General features: G+C 75.4%; 24 protein-coding genes and 1 pseudogene. 5 read left to right on the forward strand and 20 right to left on the reverse strand.

Annotation, left to right across the window (positions count from 1 at the left end; translation table 11 throughout):
- Positions 1-84: 84 nt before the first annotated feature.
- The gene (locus ACFYMP_RS07835; RefSeq protein ID WP_388852152.1) at positions 85-1,242 is read right to left on the reverse strand and encodes an SGNH/GDSL hydrolase family protein; all 1,158 of its coding nucleotides are present in this window, start codon (positions 1,240-1,242) and stop codon (positions 85-87) included.
- A 125-nt stretch (positions 1,243-1,367) separates the two neighbouring features.
- Between ACFYMP_RS07835 and ACFYMP_RS07840 the strand changes: the two genes are divergently transcribed.
- Positions 1,368-2,756, forward strand: a complete 1,389-nt coding sequence (locus tag ACFYMP_RS07840; RefSeq protein WP_388852155.1) for a cystathionine beta-synthase — start codon at positions 1,368-1,370, stop codon at positions 2,754-2,756.
- A 543-nt stretch (positions 2,757-3,299) separates the two neighbouring features.
- On the opposite strand, the gene ACFYMP_RS07845 is transcribed toward ACFYMP_RS07840, so the two are convergent.
- Positions 3,300-3,746, reverse strand: coding sequence for a hypothetical protein (locus tag ACFYMP_RS07845; RefSeq protein WP_388852158.1), 447 nt, complete (start codon positions 3,744-3,746; stop codon positions 3,300-3,302).
- 70 nt (positions 3,747-3,816) lie between these two features.
- Positions 3,817-4,047: pseudogene (locus ACFYMP_RS07850) on the reverse strand (response regulator transcription factor); the annotation flags it as partial.
- A 26-nt stretch (positions 4,048-4,073) separates the two neighbouring features.
- Here ACFYMP_RS07850 and ACFYMP_RS07855 point away from each other — a divergent pair.
- From ACFYMP_RS07855 to ACFYMP_RS07865, 3 genes are all read left to right on the forward strand, one after another.
- Complete coding sequence (locus tag ACFYMP_RS07855) at positions 4,074-4,223, forward strand: hypothetical protein (RefSeq protein ID WP_388852160.1); 150 nt, start codon at positions 4,074-4,076, stop codon at positions 4,221-4,223.
- A gap of 517 nt (positions 4,224-4,740) precedes the next feature.
- Positions 4,741-5,577: a MurR/RpiR family transcriptional regulator gene (locus ACFYMP_RS07860; protein ID WP_388852163.1), complete on the forward strand. Its 837-nt coding sequence runs from the start codon at positions 4,741-4,743 to the stop codon at positions 5,575-5,577.
- A 115-nt stretch (positions 5,578-5,692) separates the two neighbouring features.
- Complete coding sequence (locus tag ACFYMP_RS07865; protein ID WP_388852166.1) at positions 5,693-6,283, forward strand: hypothetical protein; 591 nt, start codon at positions 5,693-5,695, stop codon at positions 6,281-6,283.
- Between the two features lie 34 nt (positions 6,284-6,317).
- On the opposite strand, the gene ACFYMP_RS07870 is transcribed toward ACFYMP_RS07865, so the two are convergent.
- The 5 genes from ACFYMP_RS07870 to ACFYMP_RS07890 form a co-directional block, all read right to left on the reverse strand.
- Positions 6,318-6,692: a hypothetical protein gene (locus ACFYMP_RS07870; protein WP_388852169.1), complete on the reverse strand. Its 375-nt coding sequence runs from the start codon at positions 6,690-6,692 to the stop codon at positions 6,318-6,320.
- Positions 6,693-6,698: 6 nt separating this feature from the next.
- Complete coding sequence (locus tag ACFYMP_RS07875) at positions 6,699-7,130, reverse strand: roadblock/LC7 domain-containing protein (RefSeq protein ID WP_388852172.1); 432 nt, start codon at positions 7,128-7,130, stop codon at positions 6,699-6,701.
- Between the two features lie 38 nt (positions 7,131-7,168).
- The gene (locus ACFYMP_RS07880; protein ID WP_388852175.1) at positions 7,169-7,981 is read right to left on the reverse strand and encodes a transcriptional regulator; all 813 of its coding nucleotides are present in this window, start codon (positions 7,979-7,981) and stop codon (positions 7,169-7,171) included.
- 2 nt (positions 7,982-7,983) lie between these two features.
- A complete protein-coding gene (locus ACFYMP_RS07885; protein ID WP_388852178.1) occupies positions 7,984-8,460 on the reverse strand; it encodes a hypothetical protein in 477 nt (158 codons plus the stop codon).
- A gap of 374 nt (positions 8,461-8,834) precedes the next feature.
- On the reverse strand, positions 8,835-10,220 hold the full coding sequence (locus tag ACFYMP_RS07890; RefSeq protein ID WP_388852181.1) for a diaminopimelate decarboxylase: 1,386 nt from the start codon (positions 10,218-10,220) through the stop codon (positions 8,835-8,837).
- A 179-nt stretch (positions 10,221-10,399) separates the two neighbouring features.
- Here ACFYMP_RS07890 and ACFYMP_RS07895 point away from each other — a divergent pair, with 179 nt between their 5' ends.
- Entirely contained in the window at positions 10,400-10,669 is a 270-nt protein-coding gene (locus tag ACFYMP_RS07895; protein WP_388852184.1) for a GlsB/YeaQ/YmgE family stress response membrane protein, read from the forward strand.
- 373 nt (positions 10,670-11,042) lie between these two features.
- On the opposite strand, the gene ACFYMP_RS07900 is transcribed toward ACFYMP_RS07895, so the two are convergent.
- The 12 genes from ACFYMP_RS07900 to ACFYMP_RS07955 all read right to left on the reverse strand — a co-directional run bounded on the left by ACFYMP_RS07900 (position 11,043) and on the right by ACFYMP_RS07955 (position 26,206).
- Positions 11,043-12,548 (reverse strand): MFS transporter, encoded by a 1,506-nt coding sequence (locus ACFYMP_RS07900; RefSeq protein ID WP_388852187.1) that lies wholly within the window; start codon positions 12,546-12,548, stop codon positions 11,043-11,045.
- 238 nt (positions 12,549-12,786) lie between these two features.
- Positions 12,787-13,950, reverse strand: a complete 1,164-nt coding sequence (locus tag ACFYMP_RS07905) for a methyltransferase (protein WP_388852190.1) — start codon at positions 13,948-13,950, stop codon at positions 12,787-12,789.
- 113 nt (positions 13,951-14,063) lie between these two features.
- The gene (locus tag ACFYMP_RS07910; RefSeq protein ID WP_388852193.1) at positions 14,064-14,690 is read right to left on the reverse strand and encodes a GNAT family N-acetyltransferase; all 627 of its coding nucleotides are present in this window, start codon (positions 14,688-14,690) and stop codon (positions 14,064-14,066) included.
- Positions 14,691-14,764: 74 nt separating this feature from the next.
- Positions 14,765-15,607, reverse strand: coding sequence for an inositol monophosphatase family protein (locus tag ACFYMP_RS07915; RefSeq protein WP_388852196.1), 843 nt, complete (start codon positions 15,605-15,607; stop codon positions 14,765-14,767).
- Positions 15,608-15,626: 19 nt separating this feature from the next.
- Positions 15,627-16,322, reverse strand: a complete 696-nt coding sequence (locus ACFYMP_RS07920; protein WP_388852199.1) for a class I SAM-dependent methyltransferase — start codon at positions 16,320-16,322, stop codon at positions 15,627-15,629.
- A gap of 109 nt (positions 16,323-16,431) precedes the next feature.
- Entirely contained in the window at positions 16,432-17,772 is a 1,341-nt protein-coding gene (locus ACFYMP_RS07925; RefSeq protein WP_388852202.1) for a DegT/DnrJ/EryC1/StrS family aminotransferase, read from the reverse strand.
- A 201-nt stretch (positions 17,773-17,973) separates the two neighbouring features.
- Positions 17,974-20,427, reverse strand: coding sequence for a hypothetical protein (locus ACFYMP_RS07930; RefSeq protein WP_388852205.1), 2,454 nt, complete (start codon positions 20,425-20,427; stop codon positions 17,974-17,976).
- On the reverse strand, positions 20,424-21,488 hold the full coding sequence (locus ACFYMP_RS07935) for a Gfo/Idh/MocA family protein (protein ID WP_388852208.1): 1,065 nt from the start codon (positions 21,486-21,488) through the stop codon (positions 20,424-20,426). The genes ACFYMP_RS07930 and ACFYMP_RS07935 overlap by 4 nt, the downstream gene beginning before the upstream one ends.
- A 106-nt stretch (positions 21,489-21,594) precedes the next feature.
- Positions 21,595-22,059, reverse strand: coding sequence for an NUDIX hydrolase (locus ACFYMP_RS07940; RefSeq protein ID WP_388852211.1), 465 nt, complete (start codon positions 22,057-22,059; stop codon positions 21,595-21,597).
- Complete coding sequence (locus tag ACFYMP_RS07945; RefSeq protein WP_388852214.1) at positions 22,056-23,666, reverse strand: M28 family peptidase; 1,611 nt, start codon at positions 23,664-23,666, stop codon at positions 22,056-22,058. The genes ACFYMP_RS07940 and ACFYMP_RS07945 overlap by 4 nt, the downstream gene beginning before the upstream one ends.
- Before the next feature lie 409 nt (positions 23,667-24,075).
- Positions 24,076-25,059, reverse strand: coding sequence for a LysR family transcriptional regulator (locus ACFYMP_RS07950; protein WP_388852217.1), 984 nt, complete (start codon positions 25,057-25,059; stop codon positions 24,076-24,078).
- A gap of 229 nt (positions 25,060-25,288) precedes the next feature.
- A complete protein-coding gene (locus tag ACFYMP_RS07955; protein WP_388852220.1) occupies positions 25,289-26,206 on the reverse strand; it encodes an SDR family oxidoreductase in 918 nt (305 codons plus the stop codon).
- Positions 26,207-26,302 lie beyond the last annotated feature (96 nt).

Consider the following 26,302-nt stretch of genomic DNA (forward strand, 5'->3'; position numbering starts at 1 on the left):
TTTCTAAGCGGTTGCTCAGGGCCGTGGGAGCGGTGGGGGCGGGGACCGGGGGCTCCACCCCCGAAACCTCCGCACCCCCGGTCCTCACGCGCCGGACGGGCTGGATGTGGGGCCGGAGGCGGTGGGTTCCTGGTGGGGGCGTGGTGCGGGCCCCTGGTCCTCCTCCGGGTGGATGCGGTCGCGGCGGCGGCGTTTGAGGAGGGCCAGGGGCCCCCGGCCCGGGGAGGGCGGTACGGCAGTGACCTCGGTGCCGCCCTCGGAGGCCGCTTCGGCCGCCGCCTTCGCCACCGGGAGGAAGCCCTCGTGGCGGGTGACGTCCGGGTGCTCCTCCTCGGGCCACAGGCCCAGCGCCGCGCACAGGGTCGGCAGGACGGCCATCGCCGCGGTCGCGTAGCCCTCGGCCGAGGGGTGGTAGTTGTCGGGGCCGAACATGGCTCTCGGGTTCGCCTCGAACTCGGGGCCCAGCAGGTCGCCCAGGGAGACGGTGCGGCCGCCCTGCTCGACGACGCCGATGGTCTGCGCCGCGGCGAGCTGCCGGGACACACGCCGGGCCAGCCAGCGCAGCGGCTGGTACACGGGCTCGACCGTGCCCAGGTCGGGACACGTGCCGACGACGACCTCCGCCCCCGCCGTACGCAGCCGCCGTACCGCCGCGCTCAGCAGCTGAACGGACTGGGTCGCCGGCATCCGGTGTGTCACGTCGTTCGCGCCGATCATGAGGACGCACACGTCGGGCACCCCGTCCGGATCGGACACGATCAGCGAGACCTGGCGGTCCAGGTCGTCCGAGCGGGCCCCGGGCAGCGCGACGTTCCGCAGGTCCACCGGGCGCTCCGCGACCGCCGCGAGCCCCGAGGCCAGCAGCGCCGCCGGGGTCTGCCGGGCCCGGTACACGCCCTGTCCGGCCGCGAGCGAGTCCCCGAGCATCGCGAACCGCAGCGGCTCCTCCGTGCCCGCGCTCGCCGCGGCGCCCGGCCCGCTGCCCGGACCCTCCCGCGCGACCTCGTTCAGAGCGAGCGCCGACAGGGTCCTGCCGTACCGCCCGTCCGCGTGCGGCGGCACCACCATCTCGCCGGTGCCCACCGTGCGTTTCGCCAACTGGACCTCGGCCAGGACCAGCCCGACCCCGGCTGCCGACAGCAGCCCGATCCCGCCACCGCCGTACGCCGCTCCCGCGGCGATCCGCCGTGCCACCCTCGCCCTGGACGACATGCGACGCAGCACCTCCTCGTAGCCGTACATTCACTCCATGCCCCGTGAGGGAGGTGCGCCAATCGCGGTCCGGGCGGCCGGACCGTGAACACCGGGTGGTCCCCGTAGGCTGGCGACACCCATAGCGAGCCCTTACACGGAGCCCGGAGACAACGGTGCAATTCCACGACTCGATGATCAGCCTCGTCGGCAACACCCCGCTGGTGAAGCTCAATCAGGTGACCACGGGAATCCAGGCCACGGTCCTGGCCAAGGTCGAGTACTTCAACCCCGGCGGCTCCGTGAAGGACCGCATCGCGCTGCGCATGATCGAGGCGGCCGAGGAGAGCGGGGAACTCCTCCCCGGCGGCACCATCGTCGAGCCGACCAGCGGAAACACCGGCGTCGGGCTCGCCATCGTGGCGCAGCAGAAGGGGTACAAGTGCGTGTTCGTGTGCCCCGACAAGGTGTCCACGGACAAGATCAACGTGCTGCGGGCCTACGGCGCGGAGGTCGTCGTCTGCCCGACCGCCGTGGACCCCGAGCACCCCGATTCGTACTACAACGTCTCCGACCGGCTCGTGCGCGAGACGCCCGGCGCCTGGAAGCCGGACCAGTACTCCAACGTGCACAACCCGCTCTCCCACTACCACTCCACGGGTCCGGAGCTGTGGAAGCAGACCGAGGGCAGAATCACCCATTTTGTGGCAGGGGTGGGCACCGGCGGGACGATCTCCGGCACCGGCCGCTACCTCAAGGAGGTCTCCGACGGCGCGGTCCAGGTGATCGGCGCCGACCCGGAGGGCTCCGTCTACTCGGGCGGTTCGGGGCGCCCGTACCTCGTCGAGGGCGTCGGTGAGGACTTCTGGCCCACCGCCTACGACCGGACCGTCGCGGACGGCATCGTCGCGGTGTCCGACAAGGACTCCTTCCAGATGACGCGCCGGCTCGCCAAGGAGGAGGGCCTGCTCGTCGGCGGCTCCTGCGGGATGGCGGTCGTGGCGGCCCTGGAGGTCGCGCGCGGCCTCGGCCCCGAGGACGTCGTCGTGGTCCTGCTCCCGGACAGCGGTCGCGGCTACCTCAGCAAGATCTTCAACGACGAGTGGATGAACGACTACGGCTTCCTGGAGCACGCGGGCGGCGACCCGCTCGTCGGTGACGTGCTCAAGTACAAGGAGGGGCCGATGCCCTCCCTCGTGCACATGCACCCCGAGGAGACCGTGGGGCAGGCCATCGAGGTGCTGCGCGAGTACGGCGTCTCGCAGATGCCCATCGTCAAGCCCGGCGCCGGTCACCCGGACGTCATGGCGGCCGAGGTCGTGGGCTCCGTCGTGGAGCGCGAACTGCTCGACGCGCTGTTCGCCCGCCGCGCCACCCTGGACGACGCGCTGGAGCGGCACATGTCCTCCCCGCTGCCGCAGGTCGGCTCCGGCGAGCCCGTCTCCGACCTGATGGCGGTGCTCGGTACCGCCGACGCGGCGATCGTCCTCGTCGAGGGCAGGCCGACCGGGGTCGTCAGCCGCCAGGACCTCCTCGCCTTCCTCGCCCGCGAGGCCGGGAAGTAGTCCCGGAGCCGGGGAGCGGCGCGCTGCGGCGGGCCGGGCCGGACCGTGGCCGCCGCAGCGCCCGGCCGCGTCGCCGGTCCCGGCCCGTGGCCCCGCGCGGCGCGGCGCGGCGAGGTGCTGCGAGGTACGCGCGGAATGGTCCCGTACGCGGTGATCGTCCTGCGCGTTCACCGCGCGTTGACTCTTCGTTCGCCCGTATGTTCGAACTTCTCGCGCAAGTGGTACGAGGGCGTCACGTCGACGCAGCACCCGGTTAACACGCGTCCGGCACATTAGTGGGTGTCGGCAGGAAGGGAGCGGCTCCCCTTCTGGCCGGCGACCGAAACGGCGCCATGGAACCTCCGGAGCGGCTCCCGGACCTCCAAGGACGCCTAGGACGTGCGGCCCGGCCCTGACCCGGCCCGCGTCCCCCGCGGGGACCGCCGTCGTCCCGCCCCCCGTTCAACGGGGGTGCGGCGGTCCCCGCGTATCGGTCATTCGTTCCCCCGCGCGGCCCTTCACCGCCCCGCCGTGACGCGGGCGCGAGGCGCGCGCCCCGGCCCTTCACTCCTCCCAGGGGGAGTCCTGCCCGGTCCGCGCGCCGCGTTCGCGGCCGGAGTGCCGCGACCACGGCGCGTGGTGCGCCGCGTGCGCGAGGTTCACCCCGACGATCCCGCCCCAGGCCACGATCAGGCCCGGCAGGTGCGCGGTGCTCGCGCCGATCGCGGACAGCGGGATCGCCAGGACGAGCGAGACGGCGCCGAAGCCGAAGCGGTGGAACCAGCGGCCCGCCGGCAGCCCCGCCGGCGGAGCGGCGCTGCCCCGCGCGACGACCATCTGCTGTTCGGCCAGCTGCCTGCGCACCCGCCGGTCGACCGTCCCGTCGATCCGCTGGTCCACCTTCTCCAGGAACGACTCCACGAGCGCGGAGTCGTAGTCCTCGCCCAGCTCGCGGCGCGCCTGGAGGGTCGCGTTCAGCTCTTTCCTGAGCTCCTGGTCATGGGCTTCCATGCCGCAAACGCTATGCAGCGGGGCCTTTCCGCACACGGGGGCTACCCCCCCTTTCGGGCCCCGGCCCCTGTCAGGCGCGCAGATAGGCGAGGACCGCGAGGACGCGGCGGTGGGTCGTGGCGGCCGGGGGCAGGTCCAGTTTGGTGAGGATGTTGCCGATGTGCTTGCCCACGGCCGCCTCGGACACGACGAGTTCACGGGCGACGGCCGCGTTCGACCGGCCCTCGGCGACCAGCGCCAGCACCTCCCGTTCGCGCGGACTGAGCCGTTCCAGCGGATCACGGCGGCGGGGCGGCAACTGTGGGGCTGGGCGGGCTGTGGGGCGCGATGGCGCTTCAGTCGGCGCCCGTCACCCTCGCCCTCCCGTGGGCGGCGCTCGCCACGACGGCCGGCGCGTGCGCGGTGCTCGCCGTGACCGCGAGCGTGCTCCCCGCCGCCCTCGCCCGTCGTGGGGCGGCGGCCGGTCCCTCGCGGTGACCACCCGGCAGCGCGTACGCGAGAGGGGGGGGGGGGGGGGGGGGCCCCCCCCCCCCCCCCCCCCCCCCCCGCCCCCCCCCCCCCCCCCCCCGCCCCCCCCCCCCCCCCCCCCCCCCCCCCCCCCCCGGGGGGGGGGGGGGCGCGGGCCCGCCGGGGCCCCCCCCCCCGCCGCCCGCGGGCGGGGGGGGGGGGGGGGCACCCCCCCCCCCCCCCCCCTCTCCCGAACGGGCCCGCCCGGGGCCCTTCGCTCAGCTCTGGGGCCGGCGTCCGTGGTTGGCCGCGTTCTTGCGGCGCGCCTTCTTCTTGCGGCGTCGCTTCGAGGACATGCGGTCTCCTTCCGTCAGCCCGTACCGGGTCAGAGTGCGGGATTTGTGCCGGTTGGTAATTCTTTGCCGCTCCGACCCCTGCCCGCTTCCGGACCCGCCCAATCCCGTCCTTCTCAGGGATTTTCTCCGCCCCCGCACCTTCCTCTCCGGTTCCGCATACATCCATGCAGGACTCTGCTTAACTGAATGGCATGAGCGACAGCCCCGCAGCCCGGCTCCAGGTCCTGTTCGAGGGCCGGCGGCTCACCCCGACCCAGCGGCGGATCGCGCACTGCATGGTGCGGGCGGCGGACGAGGTGCCGTTCCTGTCCAGCGTCGAACTCGCGGAACTGGCCGGGGTCAGCCAGCCCTCGGTGACCCGCTTCGCCGTCGCCCTCGGCTTCGACGGCTACCCGGCCCTGCGCCGTCACCTGCGCGAGACCGTCCCGCCCGCGACCGGGACGACCGAGAGCGAGCCCAACGAGTACCAGCAGGCCGTGGCCGGGGAGATGGAGAACCTGCGCCGGCTCGCCGAGGTCCTCGCCGATCCCGCGCCGGTCGAACGCGCCGCCGCGCTGCTCGCCGCCTCCCGCCCGCTGCCCGTGCTCGGCCTGCGCGCCGCCGCCTCCCAGGCGTTCGGCTTCTCGTACTTCGCCGCCAAGGTGCACCCCGACGTCCGCCTGCTCGATGAGGGCGGCACGATGCTGGAGGACAGGATCGACGCGGCGGTACGGGCCGGGGCGAGCGCCCTGCTGTGCTTCGCGCTGCCGCGTCATCCGCGCGAGGTCGTGGACGCGCTCGCCCACGCGCGGGCCCGCGGGCTGTCCGTCGTGACCGTCGCGGACTCGGCCTTCGCCCCGGTCGCCGCCCACACCGACCTGCTGCTGCCCGCCGCCGTCGGCACCGGCCTCGCCTTCGACACGGCCTGCGGGCCGATGCTGCTCGGCCGGGTCCTCCTGGAGGCCATGTGCGACCACCTGCCCGACGCTCAGGCCCGGCTGGAGGAGTTCGACGGCAAGGCGGCGGCCCGCGGCCTCTTCGTGGACTGACCGCCGGGCCGCCGCCCGCGCCCTCTCACGGTCTCCTCATCAAGCGCCGCTAGCCTCCCGCTCACCACGCGGCGGACGGTGACGACGGGACACCGGGGAGCGGGAGGAGCAGGTCATGGCGGGTGGCGTTCGGGATGGCGTACGGGGTGGTCAGGGGCTCGCGCGGGTCGCGGTCGTCGTACGGGCGGGGGCGGCGCCCCTGTTCTGGTCCGGCCTCCTCGCGGCGGCGGCGGGGCTCGCGGTCGGCGGCCTCACCGGACGCCGTACCGGCCTGCTCGGCGGAGTCGTGCTGTACGTCCTCGCGGCCCTCGTCGTCGCGCGCGTCCACCGCTCCCGCTACACCCACCGCCTGGACACCGCGACGCGGGCCGCGCGCGGGGACGTCCTCCAGGACCGGGCCGTGACGGTGCGCGGCTGGCGGCGCGGGCACCGCTGGTGGCTCGCGCTCGCCTTCCTCGCCGCGCTCGGCAGCGCCTTCGCCGCCCCCGCCGCGGGCGGCCTGCTGCTCGCCGGCTGCGGGAGCGGACTGTGGCTCAAGGCCCGCTGGATCGGCCGCCGCGAACGCGCCGCCGACGCCCTGGTGTGGCTGCGCGTGGACTGGCTCGGCCCCCGCTTCGGCGACCCGGCCGGCAAGCGCGTCAAGGGCTACCGGACCACCGGCCCGAAAGCGGGCGACGCCGCGCCCGGCGGGGCACGGCGCCGCTGACGCGCCGGGGCGCGGGAGCGCGAGGGCGCGGGGCCTACACCTCCAGTTCGGCCTCGATCTTCTTGAGCTGATGGCGGGCCATCGCGAGGTTCGAGCGCTGGTTGTCGAGGACGAGGTACAGGAACAGGCCGTTGCCGCCCTTCGCCTTGAGCAGCCGGATCAGGTGGTACTGCGTGCCGAGGGTGATGAGGATGTCCTCGATGTCGTCCTGGAGCCCGAGGTGCTCCATGGTGCGCAGCTTGGCGCGGACCACGTCGGTGTTCCCGGCGGCGGCGACCTCCAGGTTGAAGTCCTTGCCGCCGCCCAGCGTGCCGAGCGCCATCCCGCTCGTGTAGTCGACGAGGGCGACCCCGAGGGTCCCCTCGATCGAGGTCATCGCTTCCTTCAGAGAGGCTTCGGTGTTGGCCATGAGTCGCTACGTCCTTTCCGTGGCCGGCCGCGGTGACCGTGCCGTTTCCCGTGGGTCGACGCGCTCCAGCGCGCCGTCGACCAGTTCGCCGATGCGTGCCCCGGAGCGTCGCCCCTCCAGGTGCAGCCGGCCGACGTTGACACGTTCGCCGGCCAGCAGGGTGAGGACGGCGGAGCCGCCCGCCGCGTAGGTCGCGACGTACCCCCGCTCGCCCCGCACCAGCAGTTCCCTGAACTCGCCCCGGCCGGTGACCTCGGCCATCCGCAGGGACACCCCGAGCGAGGCGGCGGTGAGCGCCGCGACGCCCTCGGCCTCCACACCGGGGGTGTCCTGGGCGAGGACGAGTCCGTCGATGCTCGCCGCGAGCGCCCCGGTCAACAGCGGTACACGCGCCCGCAGCCGGTGCAGTTCGTCGAGGACTTCGGCCTCCGCCGACATCAGTTGTCTCCTTTCGGCGCGCTGTCGCAGGCCCCGGATCACAGAGTCGCCTCCAGCGCGTCACGCAGCCGGCGCAGCAGGGCGACGTCCGGGTCGGGCGTGACGTCCGGCAGCAACTCCCGTACGGAGGAGGCGAGCCGGCCCGGGTGCGCGGGCGCGCGGACGGCGGCGACGACGCCCGCCGCCGCGAGCCTGCGCAGGTCCACGAGCGTGTGGAAGGCGGGGCGTCCCAGCAGCCGGGCGATCTCCGGGGCGCCGCGGGACCCGTCCACGAGATCGAGTACGGGCCGCTGGCGCGCGGAGACCGGGGAGGAGTCCCCGTCCGGCGGGGGCCCGAGCCGGCGCAGCGGCGCGGTGTCCACGTCGCCCTCGGGCCAGATGCGGTCGAGCAGTTCACGGCGGCGCACCGTCTCGCGCTCCAGGGCCCTCGCCTCCACCGGGTGCAGGTCGCCCAGCCAGTGCGAGACGCCGTACCGGAAGCGGGCCGGGTGGCTGGAGGGGCCGAGGGCGAAGAACGCCGCGTCGTACAGCGCGCCGAGACGGCACAGCTCCAGGGTGCCGCCGGGGACCCGGCCCGAGTCGACGAGCCGGCGGGCGACGCTGCTGTCCGCGCCCGCCTCGGCGACCGCGGCCCACCACCCCTCGGTGGCCAGCGGACCGCCCGTGGTGAGCAGCACGTCGAGGGTCGGCGCGTCGGGTGCCTCGGCGTGCACGACCCGGCCGTCGGCGAGGTAGAGCGTCCCCCGGTCGCGTATCAGGGCGCCCGTCGCGCGCTCGGCGGCCAGCCGGCGCAGCAGCGCCGAGACAGGGGAGTCCGGGGAGGCGGGGGGTGTCGTCCGGGTCGCGCTCACGCTCACAGCACCAGCCGTTCGGCTATCTCGCCCAGCCGGATACGCGCGAGAGCGAGGTTCCCCTCCGCGCGGCCGAGCCACAGGTGGAGGAAGACGCCGCTGTCGAAGGTGGTCCGCACGAAACGCATCACGTGGTAGCTGTCGCGGTTGGTGACGATGACGTCCTCCACCGGCGGCGGCGAGTCGGCCTCACCGCCTGCGGCCGCGCCGCCGGGGGCCGTACCGCCTGAGCCCGCGCCGCCTGAGCCCGCGCCGCCGGGGGCCGGGGGTGGCGTCACCTCGTCGGTCGCCGCGAACGCCCGGTGTTCGGCCGCCATCCGGGCCAGTTCGGCGGACTCGGCGGCGGTGGCCTCGTGGTCCCCGTTGGGGGAGTCGCCGATCGTGCCGAGGGCGAGCCCGCTGATCCAGTCCACGACGGAGGCTCCGCGGGCACCGGGCAGCCTCATGGCGTCGAGCAGGCACTCGTCGATTCCGGGCACGCGGAACTACCCCTTCCCCGGTGCGGTGTACGGGTTGTGAGGGTGAGATTACGCAACGCCCGCACGCCGGACAGGAGTTCTGGCATTTTCCAGCGGAACATGCGGAACGGGGTTACCATCCCGTCCCGAACGCGCCGAATGGTGCGGTAAGTCCCCAAGTGCGGCCGGGAAGCCGCCCTGAAGGTGAGAATGAGGGCCGGGAGGGAAGCCTCGGGCCTCTTTCCCGACAGACGGGTCAACGGGGCCCGCGCCGGGGTAGGTTCAGGCCGCCCCGGCGGAAAACGGCCGCCGGGCGGTGCGGGCGCGGGTGCGGCGGCCGCGGCGGGTGCGGTGAAGGCCGGCGATCGCGACGCGGTGGACGTCGGGGCGGACCGTCACAGGTCGTCGGTGAGCGCCCGGGTGTGCTCGCCCCCGGACTCGGCGACGATCTCGGCGAGCGTCTGCGCGGCCCGCACGGTCGCGAAGCGCACGCCCTCGGGACCGGCCGCGAAGCCGTGGACCCCGGGCCGGGCCAGGCTGTTGTACGAGTAGTGGTGCGCGAACCCGTACGCCCCCGTGTCGAGCACCGCGATCCAGTCGCCCGGCTCCAGCGGCGGCAACGGGCGCCGCTCCGCGAGCAGGTCCCCGGCGAAGCACGCGGGCCCCGCGACGTCCTGTTCCCGCTCCTCGCCCTCCTTCGGCCGGCCCTGCGCGTCGTACGCCGCGACCCGCAGCGGCCAGGAGCCGGGCGCGTACACGGTGCGGGCGGCGATCTGCACCCCGGCGTGGGTGATCGCGACGGACCGGCCGCCGGAGGTCTTCGTGTACTCGACGCGGGCCAGGGCCAGTCCGTGCTTGGCGAGCAGGGAGCGGCCGAACTCGGTGATCACCGTGTACCGCCCGTCGAACAGGCCGGGCACGGTCTCCTTCAGCAGCGCGGCGTACTGGGCGTGGCTCGGCAGGGCCCGGTCGGAGGTGAGGTCGACGGGCAGCCCGCCGCCGATGTCGACGGTGTCCACCTGGGGCCGTCCGGCCGCCGCGTTGATCTCCTCGGCCAGTTCGTACACGACCCGCACCCCTTCGGCGAGCGCGGCCGGCTCCATCCCCTGCGAACCGGAATGGGCGTGCAGTCGGGTCAGCCAGGGCCGCTGCGCGAAGGCCGCGAGCACCGCCTCCCGCGCGCCCTCGTCCCGCAGCGGCACCCCGAACTTGGAGGTGGCCCCGGCGGTGGAGGTGGCCGCGATGGCGCCGGTCCCGGTCTGCGGATTGACGCGGAGCCCGAACGTCGAGGCGGAGTCCGGCAGTTCGGCGCGCAGGGCGTCGATCCGCTCCAGCTCCAGCGCGTTGTCCGCGTTGACCATGACCCCGGCGTCCAGCGCCTCGCGCAGTTCCGGCACCGTCTTCGCGGGCGAGTCCAGCACGATCTGCGCGGGCCCCACCCCGGCCGCCCGCGCCAGGGCGAGTTCCCCGGCGCTCGCGACCTCGGCGCCGATCTTGTCCTCGTACAGCAGCCGCAGCAGCGGCACGAGCGGCGTGGCCTTGACGGCGAAGGTGTGCTGCACGAGGGCGGCGTCCGGTACGACGGCGGCGAACGCGGACTTGAGCGCCCGCGCGGTGCGCCGGACGCCGGTCACGTCGAGCAGCCCGGCCAGCGGCCGGCGCTCGCCCACGATCCCCTGTACGACGGCGGCCCGCACGGCGAGGTCCCGCCGCGCGACCGCCTCGGCGGCCGCCTGGGCGACGGCCTCGTCCCCGGCCCCGGTCTCCGTACGCTCGATCATCCGCTCAGCAAACCATCCGGGGGGCGTCAGGGCCGGGAGGGACGCGGACCGGCCCGGTGGCGGTAGCGGAGGCGCGCCCCGGGGGACTGCGCGGCGCGATCCCGGGCAGCATCAATCTACAGAGCTGTAGAAGCGGCCGCGGAGCGCGGCCGCGCCATCGGGAGAGGGGCTACGCGATCATGGAAATCTCCGGAATCATCAGCGCGATCGTCATCGGTGTCGTGATCGGCGTCCTGGGCCGCCTGGTCGTACCGGGCCGTCAGCGGATCGGCGTCCTGTGGACGATCGCGGTCGGCATCGTCGCCGCCCTCATCGGCACGGCGATCGCCGCGGGCTTCGACGTGGCCGACACCGACGGCGTCGACTGGGTCGAACTCGCCATCCAGACCGTCCTCGCGGCCGTCGGCGTAGCGGCCCTCGACCGCGCGAAGAGCCGCCCGGGGCGGTGAGGAGCGGCCCGCCCGTCCCCGCGTCGGCGGGGAGACGCCGCCGTCCAGCGTCACCGAGATGACGTAGTGGGGACCACCCCCGCGTGCGCGGGGAAGGCGGCGTGGGCGCGGGCCGGCAGCGGAAACGGCGGGGACCATCCCCGTGTACGCGGGGAGGGCGTCCTCTCTCTCCAGGCCGCCACCACGCAGAGGGGACCACCCCCGCAGGCGGGGAAGACGGCTCACCCTTCAATCGTTCACCGTGACCATGGGGACCACCCCTGCGCACGCGGGGAAGACCCTCACTGATCTGCGACGCTACCGGTGCCGCTCCCGGATTTCAGTCGTTTGGCGGGTCTGCGGCGGGGAGGGTGAGGTCCTGGCCCCGTTCCCGTCAGGGCGCCGGTGGTGCCCCCGGTGACGGGTACGGTGCCGGGCGCGCCCCCGGCCCCGGCCGGAGCAGTACCCAGGCGAGGGCCGCCGTGAGCAGCAGGACGAGGGTGCTCGCCGTGATCGCCGTCGTGTAGCCGTGGACGGTCGCCGCCGCCCGGCCGGTCCCCTCGCCCCCGTGGCGTACGAGGTAGGTCTGTGTCGCCGTCGTGGACACCGTGCTGAGGACGGCCAGGCCGAGGGAACCGCCCACCTGCTGGGCGCTGTTGACGATCGCCGCCGTCACCCCCGCCTCCCCGGGGGCCACGCCCTCGGAGGCGGTGATCATCGCGGGCATCATCGTGCAGCCGATGCCGAGGCCGATGAGGAGCTGGGCGGGCAGGAGGCGGGTCGGGTAGACGTGGGCGGTGTCCGGTTCGAGTCCCGTCAGGAGGGCCATGCCGACGGCGGCGACGGTCAGCGCGGCCACGACCAGGGTCCTCGCCGGGACGCCCCGGCGCAGCGCCCGGCCCGCGACGACCGTCGCGCCCACGCCCATCGCGGCCGACAGCGGCAGGAACGCCAGCCCGGTGACGACGGGGGACAGGCGCAGCACCTCCTGCAAGTAGTACGTCAGGAAGAGGAACAGGCCGAACAGGCCGACCTGCGGCAGCCCCACGGCGAGGAACGCGCCGCCGCGCCGCCGGTCGGCGAGGAGCCGGGGCGGCAGCAGCGGATGCGTGCCGCGCCGTTCCACCGCGACGAAGGCGAGGAGCAGCACGAGTCCGGCGGGCAGCAGCAGCGGGACCGGGGGCTCGCTCCAGCCGCCCGCCGCCTCGGCGAACGCGTAGACGAGCGCGAGGAGTCCGCCGCAGCCCAGCAGCGCGCCCGGCAGGTCGAGGCGGGCCGGTCCCGAGGGGCGGTCGCGCGGCAGCAGGGCGCAGCCCGCGAGGGCGAGCGCGGCGAGCGGTACGTTCACGAACAGGCACCAGCGCCAGTCCAGGTACTCCGTGAGCACCCCGCCCGCGAGCAGCCCGGCCGCGGCCCCGCCTCCGCTGAGCGCCCCGTACACGCCGAAGGCCCGTGCCCGTCCGGCCGGTTCGGGGAACAGCGTGGTGAGCAGGGACAGCGCGGCGGGGGCCAGCAGCGCGGCGAAGGCGCCCTGGAGCGCGCGGGCCGCGAACAGCGATCCGGCGCCCGGTGCCAGGCCGCCCCACGCGGAGGCGAGCGCGAACCCGGCGAGACCGGTCAGCAGCAGCCGCCGGCGGCCCGCGAGGTCGGCCACCCGCCCGCCGAGCAGCAGCAGCCCGCCGAAGGCCAGGGTGTACGCGGTGACGACCCACTGCCGGTCCGTGTCCGACATGCCGAGGTCGCGCTGCGCCGAGGGCAGCGCGATGTTGACGACGGTCGCGTCGAGCACGACCAGCAGTTGCGCGAGGCCGATCACCGCGAGCCCCCACCACCTGCGGGGGTCCGGCGCCGCCGTCTCGGGGCGGGGCAGGGTGGGGGCGGGGCCTCGGGCGGGGGACATGCGGGTCTCCTGGGGCTCACGCGCGTACGGGAGCGGGACGGGGGAGGGTGGGGCGGCGAGCTGGGGGGAGCGCTGAAGCGTGCCCGCCGCCACCGTGGACCAGCACACCAGGAGACGCGGTGAACTGTCCAACAATGAGCGAGACTTCGACGACAAGGGCTGCTTGTCGGGCACGGTACGGTATGCGACGACTCGTGCGCTCCGCCTCAGACCGGCTCCGCCTCAGACCGGCTCCGCCTCAGACCGGCTCCGCCTCGATCAGGGAGAACGGCGCGAGCGTGGACGGCGAGGTGACGGCCAGGGTGCGGAAGCCGGTCGCGGCCAGGAGCGCGCGGAAGTCCTCCTCGGTGCGCTCGCGTCCGCCCATGTTCACCAGCATGTACAGATCGCTGAGGTACGCCAGCGGGTCCGTGCCCGGTGTGACGCGCCCCGGGAGCAGCACCTCCACGATGAGCAGCCGCCCGCCCGCCGGTACCACCTCCCGGCAACTCCGCAGGATCAGCCCGCACTTGTCGTCGTCCCAGTCGTGCAGGACGCTCTTGAGGACGTAGAGGTCCCCGCCCGCGGGCACGGCCGTGAAGAAGTCGCCGGTCTCGACCCGGGCGCGGTCGGCGAGCCCCGCCGCGCGCAGCGTCGCGGTCGCGTCCCGGGCGCCCTGCGCCGAGTCGAACACCACACCGGTCAGGCGGTCCGCCCCGGGCCGCGCCCCGAGTACGGCGGCCAGCAGGGTGCCGTCCGCCCCGCCCACGTCCACCACGGTGCCGGTCGCCGGGAACGCGTACTCCCCGGCCAGCGCCGCGCTCAGCGTGCGGGTCGCCTCGCGCATCGAGGCGGCGAAGGTCGCGGACAGCTCGGGCCGCTCCCGCAGGTACGGGAAGAAACCGGTGCCGAAGACCTCGTCGAAGGCGGGTGCCCCGGTGCGCACGCTGTGTTCGAGCCGGCTCCACGCCTGCCGGAACACGCCGGTGCCCTGGCGGGCGAAGGCGTACAGGGAGTCGGGCGCGCCGGGGCGGAGCCGGTCGCCCGCGGTGGTCAGCAGGAAGTGGCCGGGCGCGTCCTCCGTCAGCAGCCCGAGCGAGGCGAGGGCCCGCAGGAAGCGGAGTACGGAGAGGGGGTGCGCGCCGTCCTCGGCCCCGCCGGGCGGTCCCGTCTCGTCCCGGGCCCGCCCGCCCACCGACCGCGCGACCTCCTCCGCGCTCGCCCCGTCCCGCCCGATCAGTTCGGGCACCCCCAGCCGGGTCGCGAGGTCCACGAGGTCCGAGGACATGTAGCCCCAGATGAGCCGCAACAGGAGCACCTGATCGGCGAACCGCTCCGGGTGCGCCGCTCCCTCCCCGGGAGGACCTGCCGGGACGGGCTGCGAGGGCGGCGGCGCTGCCGGCCGGGAGGCGGGGTCGGGCATGGCGGCGTACGTCCTTCCGTTGGCGGGAGCCCGTCGGAACCGGTCGGAGCCGGTCGGAGCGGGCGGGAACGGGCGGGGTGACGGGGCGCGGGGCCGGTCAGTGCGGCGGCCGGTCAGTGCGGCGGCCGGGTCAGGCACCACGTGCGGGGGCCGCCGTCCGGTACGTCGACCTCGGCGGTGACCGCGAAGCCGAGGCGCGCGTAGAACGGCAGGTTGCGGCGGTCGGAGGTCTCCAGGAATGCGGGGACGCCGTCCTTCGCGGCCCCCTCGATCCCGGGGCGCAGCACGGCGCTGCCGAGCCCGTGGCCCCTGCGGCCGTCGGCGACACCCACCGTCGCGAGGAACCACACCGGTCCGGTGGGCCGGTGCGGGGCGAGCGCGGCCTCCATCGTGGCCTGGGCGCCGATCCGGTCCCCGGACAGTTCCGCGAGCCGCGGGCCGATCTCGGCGAACACCGCGCCGACGTTGTCGTGCCGGGGCGTCGTCCAGACGGCGACGGCGTCGCCGTCGTCGGCCACCCACACCTCCCCGGCCTCCATACCCACCCGGGTCAGCAGCAGTTCCTGCACCTCGGCCACCCGGCGGGCGTGGTCCCCGGCGTCGACGGTGTGGCGGGTCGCCGGGTAGTCGGCGAAGGCCGCCCCCAGGGTCCGTACGGCGCGCGGTACGTCGTCCGGGCGGGCCCGGCGCACCTCGCTCTCGCGCGGCTGCGTCGGGGGGACCGGGGTCGATGCGGTCATGGCTTGCTCCTCGTGGTGAGTGCGCTCGTCGTGGAGGTGAGGCGGGCGGGTGGGGGTGCCAGGGGTGCGGGGTGTCAGTGGTGCGGGGTGTGGGCGGCGGCCAGGGTGCTGAGCGCGCGTGCGTGCAGGACCGGGTTGGCCGACACCGCGCCGGTGCCGTGCTGCGGGTCGCCGCCGTCGAGGTCCGTGCACCGGCCGCCGGCCTCCTCCACGAGGATCTGGACGGCGGCGATGTCCCAGGGCGCGACGGCGGGTTCGGCGGCGAGGTCGAGCACGCCCTCCGCAACGAGACAGTGCTGGAGGAAGTCACCGAAGCCCCGGTCCTCCCAGCAGGCGGCGGCGAGCGCCGCGTAAGAGGGGGCCCGGCCGAAGGCGCGCCACGTGTCGACCCGGGTCGTCGACAGGTAGGCCGACGCGAGTTCCGTCACCCGGGAGACCCCCAGCCGCCGGGGCGACGCGCCGTTCTCGCTCAGCCAGGCGCCCCCGCCGCGTACCGCCCACCAGCGGCGGCGCAGCGCGGGCGCGCCGATCACGCCGAGCACCGGGACGCCGCCTTCCAGCAGGGCGATCAGGGTGGCCCACACGGGCAGTCCGCGCAGGAAGTTCTTCGTCCCGTCGACGGGGTCCACGAGCCAGGTGCGCCCCGGTCCGGCCTCGCCACCGCCCTCCTCACCGGCGAAGGCGTCGGCGGGCCGGGCGGCGGCCAGGGCGCGCCGCAGCACGTCCTCCACCGCCAGGTCCGCGTCGGTGACCGGGGTCCGGTCGGGTTTGCCGTGCACCCGCAGGTCCCGCGCGCCGAACCGGGACAGGGTGAGGGTGCCGGCCCGCCGGGCCAGCCGCAGGGCCAGCGCGAGATCGGCGGCGTACGGCCCGTCGGCGTAGGGCCCGTCGGCGTACGGGTCCGCGGCGGTGGTCACGGACGGTCCCTCCTCGCCGTCACGCGGTGGCCGTCCGCAGTTCCAGCAGGTGGTACTCCATGACCCGGACCACTTCGATCCGCCGTACGCGGCGCAGGAGTTCGACCCGGTAGCCGGCCTCGGCGGCGAAGGCGTCGAGGCGTTCGCGGTCGCCGAGGTCGGCGGTGCCGATGAGCAGCCGGCCGCCCGGAGCGAGGTGCCGCGCCGCGCCGGACACGAACCGGGCCTGACCGCCGTACCCGGGGTCGAACACGGCGGAGTGCAGGTCGCTGCTGAGGGCGAAGTCCTCCTCGACGTACGTCCACGGCACGTTCCAGAACACGGCGTCGAAGCGGTCCTCGGGGCCGAGCGACCCGTACAGGTCGCTGTGCAGGACCCGTACGCGGTCGCCGACGCCGTGACGGCGCGCGTTGGCCCGGGTGTTGGCGACGGCCTTCGGGTTGATGTCGAGCGCGGTGACGTGGGCGCAGCCCGCGAGGGCCGCCGTGACGGCGACGACCCCCGTCCCGCAGCCGACCTCCAGGAAGGAGCCGCCCACCGGGTACGGCACCGCGGAGGCCATGACCTCCGTCGCGGCGGTCAGGGTGCCGGGGAAGACGCCCCGGTGCAGGTCCCACTCCCGGCCCAGCAGGGTGAAGGAGTCGGGCAGGTCCTCGCCCTCCATCGCGTGGCGCAGGACCCGGGCGGCGGCTTCGGGGGATTCCTTGACGGTCATGTGTCCTACTTCCGTGGTGCGTTCTTCCGTGCGTTCTTCCGTGGTTCGTTCTTCCGTGGTGCGTTCTTCCGTGGTGCGTTGCGCGCGGCGCGTCCTTCGGCGCGCGGGCTCAGGCGGGCTGGGGGTGTGCGGTGGGACGCCCTTCGCCGGCCGCGTACCGGACGAGGGCGTCCGCGTGCCGGGCGATCTTGCGGAAGCCGGCCGCGTACTCCTCGATGAGGGGCCGGTCGCCGGGCCAGTCGGTGAAGGTCGGCAGGGACAGCGCGTGCCGTTCGACGTGTTCGGCGTGCGAACCGGGCATCGGCCCCGACGGGCGTTTCGGGACGCCGGGGAACAGGGGGTTCTCGGGGGCCGTGTACAGCGGGAGGGTGCCCAGGCGCGGGCCGGAGGGGGCGCCGGTCTCCAGGCCCTCGGCGCGCAGCGCGGCGATGAGCACGCGGCGGTCGACCCCGCCGAGCGCCTCGGGGCGGTAGAGCGGTTTGTAGCCGTACCAGGCGCCCATGTCGACGTGGTCGGCGACGCGTACCGGCTCCAGATACGGTACGTCCGCGAGGAGTTCACCGAGGTGGCGCAGGCAGCGGTGGCGGCCGGCCATGCGCGCGGGGAACGCCGCGAGCGCGTGCCGGGCGACGATCGCGTTGAACGGCGAGATGCGCAGTTTCAGCCCGAACCCGGTGACCCAGTGGGCGCGCAGCGCGGCATCCGTCACCTCCTCGCGGGAGCGGTCCCGGTAGTGGCCCAGCAGCGTCGCCCGGTCGTGCACCCGGGCGTCGCTGGTCACGAGGACGCCGCCCTCGCCCGCGTACACCGCCTTGTTCGCCTGGAGGGAGAAGACGGCGGCGTCCCCGAAGGTGCCGACGGGCCGGCCCCGGTAGCGGCTGCCGTGCGCGTGCGAGCAGTCCTCGACCACCTTGAGCCCGTACTTGTGGGCGAGGCCGAGCACCGCGTCGACGTCCCCGGGGTGGCCCCACTGGTGGACGAGGGTCACGACCTTCGTCCGCTCGGTGATCGCGGCCTCCAGGGCGCGCGGGTCCAGGCAGCGGGTGACCGGGTCGATGTCGGCGAGTACGACGTCGCCGCGCAGCGCGAACACCGGGCTGAGCGCCGCGTGGTAGGTGAGCGCGGGCCCGACGACCTCGACGCCCTCGCGCACCCCGAGCGCGAAGTAGGCGGCGAGCAGCGCGCTGGTACCGGAGTTGAAGGTGACGGCCCAGCGGGCGCCGTGGTCGAGGAAGCCGAGGAACGCCTCCTCCAGCGCCTTGACGGGGCCGCTGCTGCCCTTGATGGAGATGTCGGTGTCGCGCTGCCGGGCGAGTTCGGCCAGTTCGGCCTCCCCGGCGGGCGGCGGCCACACCTCGTGCGGCAGCGGGCGGGTGACGGCGGGCGCGCCTCCGAGGAGCGCGAGCGCGTCCGGGGCGGGATGGGTACGGGTAGGGGTGCGCGTGCTCATGGGCGGGGCGTCGTCCTTACGGGTCGCGGTGGTCGCGGTGGTCCAGGTGGTCGAAGGGGGAGAGAGGCGGTCGTCGAGGGGAGAGGAGGAGAGGAGAAGGCGCTGGCGTACCGCGCGGCCCCGGGCGCTGAGGCCGGTCCTCGCGGTCCTCGCGGTCCGGGCGGTCCTCGCGCGGCCCTCGCGGTCCGGAGCCTCTGGCTCTCAGGTCTCTGGCTCCCGGGCTCGTGGCCCCCGGGCCTGTGGCTCCCGGCCCCGCAGCTCCCGGGTCCCTTGCTCCGGGCCGCCCGGCTCCCGGGCCTCCGGCCCCCCGCCCCCCGGCTCCCGGGCCTCCGGCCCCCCGCCCCCCGGTGGCTCGCCGAACCGCAGGTCGCGGCCCGCGAAGTCGATGCGGCCCATGCCGACGGCGTACAGCCGCAGCAGTACGGTGTGGCGCACGGCGCCGGGCGGCAGCGGGGCGGGCGTGGTCACCGTCAGCCGGGCGGTGGCGGAGGTGCCGGGGTCCACGCGCAGCCGGTCGGGTTCGAGCCGGAAGCCGAAGCCGTACGGCCTGCCCCGGGTGATCCGCGCGCCCAGCAGCACGTCCAGCGGCGCGGCCCCGTCGTTGGCGAGTTCCGCGCGCACCTCGGTGGACCGCCCCGGGACGAGGAGCCCCGGGCCCGAAAGCCGCAGCCGCACCGAGTCGTCCTCGGTGTCCTGCACCGCGCCGCACACCGGGCAGGACAGCAGGAGCCGGCGCAGCGCGGGCCGCAGGACATGGGCGCTGTGGTAGCGGTACAGGGCCTCCCCGCAGTACGGGCAGGCGCCGTGCGGGCTGTCGACCCGGCACACCGCGTACGTGGGCCGGTACGCCTCCACGAAGTGGTACTCGCGGGTCTCGGTGAGCCGCAGCAGGGTGTCCAGGAGGTGCCGGTCCAGGCGCGCGCAGTTGTCGAGGACCCGGGCGGTCGCCCGGTGCAGCGGCTCCGACTGGGTGAGTTCGGCGGTGAGGGCGCGGGTGCGGCGGGCCACGGCGGGCAGGCTGTTGGCGGCGTCGGCGAGCACCGAGCGGGTCTTGTCGAGCCTGATGTCGAGGCTCGCGAGGTTGTCGTAGCGCTCGACGGCCCGCACGATCCGCTCGGCGTCCGTGACCTGCGGCCGGCCGGTGACGGTCACGGCGCACGGCGGGCCGTCCGGGTCGAGCGGGCGCGTGCGGAAGCCGAGGACGAACGCGGAGAGTTCGCCGTCCACCTCGCCGAGCGCCCCGTACACCGGCAGCCGCCCGCCGAACGGCGCGCCCGCCGTGATCCGCAGCCGCCCCGCGCGGTACGCCTCGCGCGTCTCCGGGCCGGGAAGCGGGACGCGGACGCGCGCGGGCAGCTCCCCGGTGAACTCGATCCGTACCCCGCCGCCGGACGAACCGCGTACCCGCACCGCCGGGTCGGGGACGCCCGGGGGCGGGCTCGCGTACACCGCCTCCGGGTCGCCGAAAACCAGGATCTCGGGCGCGTCGACGCCCCAGCGCCGGAGGTTGTCGTTGACGACGCGTACGGCGGCCGCGACGGACAGCCCCTCGTCGAGGAGCTGGTGGAACAGGAGGTTCTCGGCCGGGGAGCCGTCCTTGAGCAGCGGGCTCGCCACGTACGTACCGGCCCAGGCGTCGAGGAAACGGCGGCCCACCGTGAACCGCTCGCCGCCCCCGAAGAGCTGAGTGCCGAGTTTCACCGTGAGACACGCGTTGACGAAGACGATCTGCGCGGGCACGCTCGCCGGGTCCCAGCGCCTCGTCCGCGGGTACACGCACCCGTCGCCGCGCAGGCACGCGGGCGCCGACGTCGGCTCCCGCAGCGCCGCCGCCCGCTCACCGGGGTCCCCGGTCAGCCCGCACAGCAGGTCCCCGGAGGTGAGCCGCAGGTAGTCCTCGCTGCCGTGCGTGAGGAGGCTGAACACGCGGTGCAGCGGCCTGTCGAGGGCGGCGCCGGGGGCGGCCCCGGCCCCGGTCGGGGCCGCCTCCCCACGCTCGTCCTCGTACTGCGGGCCCCGGTCCGCGAACAGCGAGGGGTCCACCGCGTCCTGCGGGTACACCGTCAGCCGCCCCTGCCGCAGCGGCTCCGCCCCCTTGAGCAGCGGCGCGAGGAACACGTCGGAGCCCGCCGGGGCCTCCTGGTGCGTGAGGGTCTTGCACACCAGATCGGACAGGGCCGCCACCGTACCCGCGCACAGCACCCCGAGGTCCACCGCGGGGAAACGCGCGCGCAGGGCGGCGGTGAGCCGGAAACTCAGGAGCGCGGAGGGGCCGGCCAGCGTCACGTACCGGGCGTCCGGCTCGCGCGCGAGCGCCGCGCACACCGCGTCCGTCTCCGGGCCGGGCAGGACGGCCAGCCGGGCGCCCTTGGCGAGCGCGAAGACGGCGGCGGGATACGCGAACTCCCCGGGCCCCACCGCGAGGACGAGATGGTCCGCGCGCCCGTGCCGCGCGAGGTAGGCGACCGCCTCGCCCGGCTCGGCGGTCCCCGCCCCGGCCACGGCCACCTCGTGCCCGAGCCGCGCCGCGATCCGCCGGGGCCACACGTGCGCGCCCCCCACGTCGAGCGCGGGCACCTCCCGGCCGCCGCCACCGGGGCGGGCCAGGGCGGCGGCGAGGTACTGCGCGGGAGAGCGCGCGAGCAGGATCGTCACGGACGGCCGTTCCCTTCCCCCGGGGTGGGCGTACGGGGCGGGACGGGAGCCGCCGCGGGACGCGGGACCGTGGCCGCCGCACCCGCCCCGGCCCGCCCCCGGTACGCCGCCTCGATGGTCCGTACGGTGCTGAGCTGGCGGCCCAGGTGCGCGGAGCGGTACGCGCGGTCGTCGAGCCGCCCGAAGTACTCGCTGAACATCGCCCGCACCATGTCCGCCTTGGTCCCCGGGCGCAGGAAGCGCACGGGCGGCGGATCGCCCGGCAGGTGCAGCAGCGCCCGGTCCGGCTCGACGCTCAGCGCGCCCGCCGTGCCGAGGACGAGGAGCCGCTCGGTCTTCTCGTAGTGGTGCCGGGACACCCGCAGCGAACCGGCGAGCGTCGCGGAGGGGTAGCCGCACAGCAGGCACACCAGATCCTCCAGCCGCCGGTCGCGCATCTCCGCGTAGCGGTGCGTGAAGACCGCCTCGACCCGGGAGGGCGGCGGGAACAGCCCCGCGAGGACGTCGATCAGGTGGTAGCCCATGTCGAGCAGGACCCCGCCGAGCGCCTGGTCGCGGGAGGCCCGCCAGCCGCTCGTCGCCCGGCCGAGCGCCAGGTGGTAGTCGTACGAGAACCAGTACGGCGAACCGATCCGGCCGAGCTGCTCACGGGCGAAGGCGAAGACCGGGTTGAAGTTGCGCTGGAGCAGAGTGAGAACGCCGCGGTCCACGGCGGCGGCGAGGGACACGAGGTGCTCGGCCTCGGCGACGGTCACCGCGAACGGCTTCTCCTTGACGACGTGCTTGCCGTTCCGTAACAGCTCCTCGCACACCGCGAAGTGCGCGTGGTGCGGGACGGTGACGAGCGCGGTGTCGAACTCGGCCTCCCGCAGCGCCTCACCGACACTGCCGAAACAGGGGAACCCGGCGCTCCTCGCCAACTCGGCGGCTTCCGCGCGCACTTCGACACCGCCGACGACCTCGGCCTGCTCGCGTACCGGCCCCAGGTACTCGCGGCCCTGATGGCCCGCGAAGCCGACGAGCAGGACGCGGCGGCGCCGCACGGGCATACGTGGGGGCATGCGGGGGCTCCTCCTTCGACGGTGAGAACCGGACGGGCGGGGCGGACGGAACGCGCCGGTGCCGGGGCGGGCAGGGCCCGCCCGGAAGCCGGTGGCCTCCGGTGGATCAGCGGGGGGCCGGTCCCGGCGTCCGGTGCCGGCCGAGCCAGGTGTGCGCGGCGCGCACGAGGTCGTGGACGAAGGGGGAGCCGCTCAGGCGCAGGTTCACGTCGAGCAGGCCGAGGTCCCCTGGCCCGAGCCACGCGCCGCGCGTGTGCTTCCCGGCCTCCAGCCGGGGCGCCGCCAGGTCCCCGTCGACCTCGACGAGGTAGTCGTGCTCGGTGTGCGTGACGCCGTCCGCCTCCCAGTCCCGCACGGACAGCAGGCCGAGCACGCGCCGCAGCCGCCATCCCGTCTCCTCCTCGATCTCGCGGCGCAGCGCCGCGAGCGGGCGCTCCCCGTCCTCGACCCGGCCGCCGACCACGTCCCAGCAGCCGGGGAACAGCCGCCGGTCCGGGGAGCGCCGCTGGACGAAGACCCGGCCCAGGCCGTCCACCACGAGCGCCCCGACCACGGCCCGCCCCGCCGTCACGACCGGCCCCGCGTCAGGAGCGGCACCGGGGCCGCGGGCACCGGCGGGGAGGGCGGCTCCGGGGGAGCGGCGGTGCGCCGCGGGTGGGTGTTCCGCGCCGGGGGGCTCAGCGCGTAGGAGGCCCAGACCCGCCAGAACGCGGCGCTGTTGAGGCGCGTGGCGCGGCGGCTGTACTGCCAGGACCGGTCGCACGGCAGGTGGTAGCAGGGATCGTGCGGCGCCCCGGCCCGCCCGCCCCACAGCCGGGCCTGCCCGGCGGTCTTCGGCTCGAACGAGCCCCCGTACAGGCCCCCGGCGGGAATCCCGGCGGCGACGAAGGGCACGTAGTCGGAGCGTCCGTCGGCCGGGGCGGGGCGGGTGCGCTCCCCGAGGGCGGCGAAGGCCGCGCGGAAGCGCCGCTCGATCCCGCCCGAGCCGGCGGCCGGCGGCTGTCCCGGCCCCGGCGCGGTGGCCGCCGCGCCCAGGACGTACAGCCCGTAGTTGGGGCTGCCGACCATCTCCAGGTTGAGGTACGCCGTCACCCGCGCCCTCTCCCGGGCGCCGAGCGAGGCGACGTGGTGGCGCGAGCCGAGCAGCCCGAACTCCTCCGCCGCCCAGAACGCGAAACGCCGCCGCACCCCCGCCCCGTCGCCCCGGGCACCCGTCAACGGGGCCGCGTGCAGGGCCGTTTCGAGCAGGACGGCGGCCGCGACGCCGTTGTCGTTGATCCCCGGCCCGTCCGGTACGGAGTCGAGGTGGGCGCCCGCCACGACCGTACGGCCAAAGGCGGCGGGCCCGGCGTCGGCCAGCAGGTTGTGGGTACGGCGCCGCTCGGTGCGCGAGCGCAGCGTCAGCACACCCGTCCTCCCCGCGGCCGCCTCCCGCGCCAGGAGACGGCCCGTCCCGGGACTCACCCCGCCGACCGGGAGCCGGGCGGCGCCGTCCGCCGCGAGCCAGCCGTGCGACGGCCCCGGCGCCTCGTTGACGACGAGCAGGGCTCGGGCACCCGCGCCGGCCGCGAGCCGTTCCTTCCGGTCGAGAGCGCAGCCGCCCGCCCGTACGACGGCGAACCTCCCCGCCGTCCGCACCCCTTCGTAGGCGGCCGGGGCGCACCCACGGGCCCGCTCCGCGCCTCCCCTCAGGACGGCGAAACGGGCGCGGAGCCCGGCGGCGGGGGTGGAGGGGGCGTAGCCGGCGACGACCACACGCGGTGACCGTCCGCCCGCCAGAAGCAGTTGCTCTTTCAATGTCTCGGTGTAAGGAAAGGAGAATTCCTCGCGCCGGGTCCGGTATCCGGCGGATTCCAGCAGCGATTCCGCATAACGCAGCGAGGCGTCGTAGCCGGGTGTTCCCGAGGCGCGCCGCCCGCCGTTCCGGTCCGCGACGCGCTGGAATTTCTCGACATGCCGTTCGATACGGGCGAGTCCGGGTGGGGCGGGGACGGCCCGCGCCTGCGCCGGGGCGGAGACCGGGGTCACGCGCTGCGCCGGGCCCGGCGCGGCGGCCGGCACGGCGAGCGCCAGCACGGTCGCGGCCAGCCCCGGCCGGAGCAGGACGTGAGCGGTACGGCGGCGGACCGCGGCGCGGGCCTTGGCGGGGGGACGGGCACGGCTCGGGGCGGGGGGCAAGGGCTGACTCCCGGTACGTGGTGTGGTGCGGCTGGTGGAGGAGTGACCACCGGAATTCCGCTCCGATCATCACGAGGGCCGGCCTCCCCGGTCAATGCCGGCAGCGCCTTTACGGCCGTTGTCGTCCTGTCCGGATCAGGGTGTACGGCCCGTGCGCGGAGGCGGAGGGGGAAACGGCGGAAGGGCGGCGGAAGGCCGCCCGAACGTGGAATTCCCACGAATTCCCGTTCGGTTACCGTGGGTGACACCGGACCGTCGCGGCGGCCCCTGGGCGCCGCGCCCGCCCCGCGTCCCCGTCGCCCGTCACCGGGTCGGGCCCGAGTATGCCGAGTTACCCATAGGTCACACTCGGTAAACGAATGAGTTCGCGACGTGACCGCCGGGCCGGGCCCGGCGCACGATGGCCGGTTCAGTGGGCGAGCCGCGCCGCCCGCGGGGGATGTTCGAGCAGTGTGCGATCGGCGTCCGGCAGCCAGTGGGTGTCCGCGTCGTAGCGCAGGAGTGTGGGGGCGGACCGTTCGGCGAGCCGGGTCAGCAGCTCCACCGCCGGATGCGGCCGGTCCCGGTGCCGTACGAGCGACCACGGGTAGAGCGGGGCCGGGCTGATCAGTGGGACGGAGCGCAGCGCCGCCCCGTGCGCGTAGTCGACGTCGGCCCCCGCGAGGGTGACCTGTGCGGGGTGCTCGCGCATGAGGTGCAGGACGTGCTCCTCGCTGAACGCGGGGCCGCAGCGGGTCAGCGGCAGGGCGAAGCCCTCCGCGAGACGGCGCACGTACTGCTCCCACTCCGAGGCCTGTCCGTAGTGCGGCAACCACACCCCGCCCTCCCGCAGTTCCCCGACGCGCAGGTACGCCCGCCCGGCCCAGGGGTGGTCCGGCAGGACGAGGGCGTGCAGGGGTTCGAGGCGGACGAGGTGGTGGAGGGCCTCGGCGGGCCAGGGCCGGACGTCGTGGACCCGGCCGAAGGCCGCGTCGATCTCCCCGCGCACGAGGGCCGGGAGCGCGGCGGCGAGGGTCTGTCGCATGCCCAGATGGACCGGCAGCCCCGGGCACTCCTCGGTGAGCCGCCGCACGAACCGCAGCGGAGCGAGCCGCCCGTCGACCACGTCCACCCGGAGCGGGGCCGGTGGCTGGAGCGGCCGTACCGAGGCGACGGCGGCCCGCGCCGCGTCGAGCGCCTGCCGCGCGGGCGCGAGGAACCGCCGCCCCTCCTCGGTGAGTTCGGCGCCCCGCCCGCCGCGCAGGAACAGGGCCACCCCCAGGGCGGCTTCCAGGCGCCGTACCCGCTGGGACACCGCCTGCTGGCTCACCGACAACCGCTCGGCCGCCCGGCCGAAATGCAGTTCCTCGGCGGTGGCCACGAAGGACCGCACCAGCGTCAGATCAAGGTCCACAAAGAGTAACTGTTGAGGAACAAGCAGTAGTTGTCAACGGGCGGCCGGGGCGGCCGGACGGCAGTGCGAACGGGTCTCCCGGGGCCGCGGGACCCTGGGGGCAGGCGACCCCAGGAGACCCGCCTGCCCCCGGGGTCCCGCGGCCCCCTGCCCCCGGCTGTCCCGAGGCCCCGCTGTTCCGAGGCCCCCGGTGGCCCGGGGTCCGGCCGGCTTCCGCCCGGTCTCGGTCTCAGGCGTCGAGGTGGTCGAAGTAGCGGCCGTCCGCGAGGTCCTGGAGAAGGGTGGGCCCCTCGGGGTGCCAGTCGAGCAGCTTCCGGGTGAGGGCGCTGGAGGTCGGGTTGTCGAGCTGGACGAAGTCGGTGAGGAAGGAGAAGTACCCGCCCTCCTTGGCCTCCTCGGCGGTGACGCTCCGGACCGGCAGGTTCAGCCCGTGGCCGACGGCGCCCATGATCTCGCGCATCGGCACGCCCTCCTCGCCCGCTCCGTGCAGCACCGATCCGGCCGGCGCGGACTCCACCGCGAGACGGAACAGCCGGGCCGCGTCGAGCCGGTGGACGCCGGGCCAGCGGTTGTCGCCCTCGCCCACGTAAGCGGCCACCCCCTTCTCTCGCGCCGTGTTGATGAGGACGGGCAGGAAACCCTTGTCCCCGTCACCGTGCACGGAGGGGGACAGCCGTACGACGCTCGTACGCACCCCGCGCCCGGCCCATTCCAGGGCGGCGGCCTCCGAGGCCAGCCGGGGGATCTCGGTCCCGGGCGGGGCCACGATCTCCTCGGTCCCGGTCCGGCCCGGCGCGATCCCGGCGAGCAGCAGCGTGCCCGAGGTGATCACGAGCGGCCTGCCGGAGCCTTCGAGCGCGCCCGCCAGCGCCCCGACGGCGCGCAGGTCCTTGCCCGCGGCCCCGGCGAAGTCGGTGAACGCGTGGTCGAAGGCGAGGTGGATGACGCCGTCCGAGGCGGCGGCCCCGGCGCTCAGGCTGTCGAGATCCTCCAGGTCGCCGCGGTGGGCCTGGGCCCCGGTCGCCTCCAGGGCGGCCGCGGAGGAGTCGGAGCGGGCGAGACCGAGGACCTCGTGTCCCGACTGGAGGAGTTCGCGGACGACGGCGGAACCGATGAATCCGGTCGCTCCGGTGACGAATACGCGCATGGTGCAATCCCTTGTCCGGACGCTGAGCCGCCCGCGCCCTCCCCGGGCCGTGGGAGTCCGGCGGGGGTGGAGCGAGCGACGGTTTCGATACGTCCA

Source organism: Streptomyces sp. NPDC007088 (assembly GCF_042869355.1).
GTDB lineage: Bacteria > Actinomycetota > Actinomycetes > Streptomycetales > Streptomycetaceae > Streptomyces.

Coding starts and splice junctions, on each gene's coding strand:
- ACFYMP_RS07855 (WP_388852160.1), top strand. CDS start 4,074: ATGGCGCTTCAGTCGGCGCCCGTCACCCTCGCCCTCCCGTGGGCGGCG.
- ACFYMP_RS07845 (WP_388852158.1), bottom strand. CDS start 3,746: ATGGAAGCCCATGACCAGGAGCTCAGGAAAGAGCTGAACGCGACCCTC.
- ACFYMP_RS07865 (WP_388852166.1), top strand. CDS start 5,693: ATGGCGGGTGGCGTTCGGGATGGCGTACGGGGTGGTCAGGGGCTCGCG.
- ACFYMP_RS07890 (WP_388852181.1), bottom strand. CDS start 10,220: ATGATCGAGCGTACGGAGACCGGGGCCGGGGACGAGGCCGTCGCCCAG.
- ACFYMP_RS07910 (WP_388852193.1), bottom strand. CDS start 14,690: ATGACCGCATCGACCCCGGTCCCCCCGACGCAGCCGCGCGAGAGCGAG.
- ACFYMP_RS07900 (WP_388852187.1), bottom strand. CDS start 12,548: ATGTCCCCCGCCCGAGGCCCCGCCCCCACCCTGCCCCGCCCCGAGACG.
- ACFYMP_RS07925 (WP_388852202.1), bottom strand. CDS start 17,772: ATGAGCACGCGCACCCCTACCCGTACCCATCCCGCCCCGGACGCGCTC.
- ACFYMP_RS07870 (WP_388852169.1), bottom strand. CDS start 6,692: ATGGCCAACACCGAAGCCTCTCTGAAGGAAGCGATGACCTCGATCGAG.
- ACFYMP_RS07955 (WP_388852220.1), bottom strand. CDS start 26,206: ATGCGCGTATTCGTCACCGGAGCGACCGGATTCATCGGTTCCGCCGTC.
- ACFYMP_RS07920 (WP_388852199.1), bottom strand. CDS start 16,322: ATGACCGTCAAGGAATCCCCCGAAGCCGCCGCCCGGGTCCTGCGCCAC.
- ACFYMP_RS07935 (WP_388852208.1), bottom strand. CDS start 21,488: ATGCCCCCACGTATGCCCGTGCGGCGCCGCCGCGTCCTGCTCGTCGGC.
- ACFYMP_RS07895 (WP_388852184.1), top strand. CDS start 10,400: ATGGAAATCTCCGGAATCATCAGCGCGATCGTCATCGGTGTCGTGATC.
- ACFYMP_RS07875 (WP_388852172.1), bottom strand. CDS start 7,130: ATGTCGGCGGAGGCCGAAGTCCTCGACGAACTGCACCGGCTGCGGGCG.
- ACFYMP_RS07905 (WP_388852190.1), bottom strand. CDS start 13,950: ATGCCCGACCCCGCCTCCCGGCCGGCAGCGCCGCCGCCCTCGCAGCCC.
- ACFYMP_RS07835 (WP_388852152.1), bottom strand. CDS start 1,242: ATGTACGGCTACGAGGAGGTGCTGCGTCGCATGTCGTCCAGGGCGAGG.
- ACFYMP_RS07860 (WP_388852163.1), top strand. CDS start 4,741: ATGAGCGACAGCCCCGCAGCCCGGCTCCAGGTCCTGTTCGAGGGCCGG.